1 protein-coding gene is annotated in these 1,386 nt (G+C 31.5%); it reads right to left on the reverse strand.

Going from position 1 to position 1,386, the window contains the following annotated elements; translation table 11 throughout:
- Positions 1 to 249: 249 nt before the first annotated feature.
- The coding region (locus NH288_RS11325) for an IS110 family transposase (protein ID WP_265215407.1) at positions 250 to 1,386 on the reverse strand (1,137 nt) is incomplete at its 5' end.

The raw sequence follows: 1,386 nt of genomic DNA on the forward strand, positions 1-1,386 counted from the left end.
GAAAGACTAACTATTAAAAGTCAAGAGGTGAAACAAAGAAAATATAAGTAATGATATTGATAAAAACTGAATAAAAATAAGCATGAAAAAGCACCCTAAAGTTTAAGATTAAAAATAGGGTTAGTAAAGTTTTTTGCCTTTTAAATAGTAATTTTCTCAAAAGAACCAGTAAATGAAAAAGGCTATGCCAGAGCAAAGCTCGCCATTTATAGAACCTTTATCAAAAATTTGTAAACAGTTAAGCAAAAACTAACTCTGCACTTGATAAGGTTCATCTTTAGTAAGGACAGCAAAAATAGTATGACAAAGCTTTCTAGCAACTGCATTGGTAGCAACTAGATGATGTTTTCCTTCACTAATCTTTTTTTGATAATAATCTGAGAAAACAGGATCACAAAATTCAGCTCTAAGAGCAGATTGAAACAAAGCACGTCTAAGGTATGGAGAACCTCTTTTACTCATATGATTGTAAGTAGATTCATATTCTCCAGACTGAGAAACGCTAGCATCCAAACCAGCATAAGCGACCAGTTTAGAAGGATTAGAAAATCTTTTAATATCACCAATCTCACCTAATATAGTAGCTGCATTAACAGAACCGATACCTGGAATAGTAGTAATTGGAGAATTAAGTTTTTCAAGTAAAACCTCAATTTCATTCTCAACATTAGAAACCTGATTTTGAATAAAAGAAATTTGCTCAATAAGCATTTTGATTTGAAGACTAAATGAGTCCAGGCAGAAATTAATACCAAAAGAAGAAGAAGCCTTTTTAGAAAGCTCATCAATCTTCTTAGAAGCATAGTTTTTCCTAGTAACAGACTCAAGAAAAGTATTCAAATCATCAGAATTAATATCCTCAAAATCAGAAGGAGTAGAGAAATTTGAAAGAATTTCCTTAGAAGTCTTTCCAAAAATATTACTAAAAGAAGAGGCATATTCAGGGAAAACTTGATCTAGAAGTGCAATAGTTTTTCTTTTAAGATCGCCAATTGAAGAAATGAGGTAGGATCTAAATCTGGAAAGATTTCTCAAAGACAAATAATCTTCATTAGAAAGTGAAGTCTCAACAAAATCTCCATATCTAAGAAGATCAGCTATTAAAAGAGAATCAATAATATCAGTTTTTCTCTTTCTAATCTCAATACCTTGTCGCCAACCATCAGTTTGTATTGGATTGATAAGACGAACAGTAAAGTTTTTTTGGGCAAGATATGAGTATAGAGATAACCAATAATGACCTGTAGCTTCCATCCCAACTTCAAGTTCATCTTTGAAAGCTTCTAGTTTAAGGATTAAACTCTCAGCACCATCAATGGAATTTGAAAAAGAAAAAGCCTTAAAAATAACTTTTTTCTTGTCATCAACTAATGAAGCAACATGAGT

Origin of the sequence: Anaerococcus sp. NML200537 (genome assembly GCF_026131715.1) — a bacterium.
GTDB classification, from domain to species: Bacteria; Bacillota; Clostridia; order Tissierellales; family Peptoniphilaceae; genus Anaerococcus; species Anaerococcus kampingae.